This window comes from Capnocytophaga sp. oral taxon 332 str. F0381 (genome assembly GCF_000318275.2).
In the GTDB taxonomy this organism is placed as follows: domain Bacteria; phylum Bacteroidota; class Bacteroidia; order Flavobacteriales; family Flavobacteriaceae; genus Capnocytophaga; species Capnocytophaga bilenii.
In genome coordinates this window covers 29,277-29,971 of sequence record NZ_KB291274.1, presented here as the reverse complement: position 1 = coordinate 29,971, position 695 = coordinate 29,277, and the positions used below count along the sequence as shown (strand labels likewise).

General features: G+C 28.2%; 1 protein-coding gene. It reads left to right on the top strand.

Going from position 1 to position 695, the window contains the following annotated elements:
* Nucleotides 1–501 (top strand): hypothetical protein (locus HMPREF9075_RS03140; RefSeq protein WP_009415042.1); only part of this gene is annotated, 501 nt, incomplete at its 5' end.
* Nucleotides 502–695 lie beyond the last annotated feature (194 nt).

Sequence of the window (695 nt, the reverse complement as noted above, 5' to 3'; positions counted from 1 at the left end):
GGGCACAAGCTGCAAGCTTGCGCCAGCGGGGTAAAATCAAAAAATAAACGAAAAGAAGATTGTAAAAAAATGAAAAAAATAACAATAGTTGCAAAAGGAGGAGGAAATACAGATGAATATCTTATAAAATATATTATGAGAATTCAGAGAAAGATAAAAGAAATAGATTCTGATTTTTCTATTCCTCTTGAAATACGATTCCTTATTGAAATTAGAATAGATGGAGATATTTTTTCTTATGGAGATCCTGCAGGTTGTTCTCATCTAAAGTTCTTTAAAAAGAAAGGTCTTATAGCTATTACTATTGCTATAACAGATAATGAGACAGCACTACCTACCGACGAGTTATTAGATTTTCTTAAAGAATCTATTTTTACTGGTTTTTCTCAGATGTTTGATAGATTATTGAAGGATAAATACACTTTGAATAAAGAAGAACTAATGAAATTTATAAAAGAAACTATAGAAAGTGTTCAAAAACCAACAGAAGATAGTTTATAAACATCAGTTCTTTATAAATAGTATTCTATATTATTACTTTACTATTTAATCGGTAATGTATCAGATGTGTTGTTAAAAGCACAACAACTTAACTATTAGTAAAATACAAAATGACTAAAACCTTATTTTTCTTTACCTATACATAGAGATAAGAGTTTTTCAAGCCTATAAAGTGCTTTAAATAGTGCGAGGGG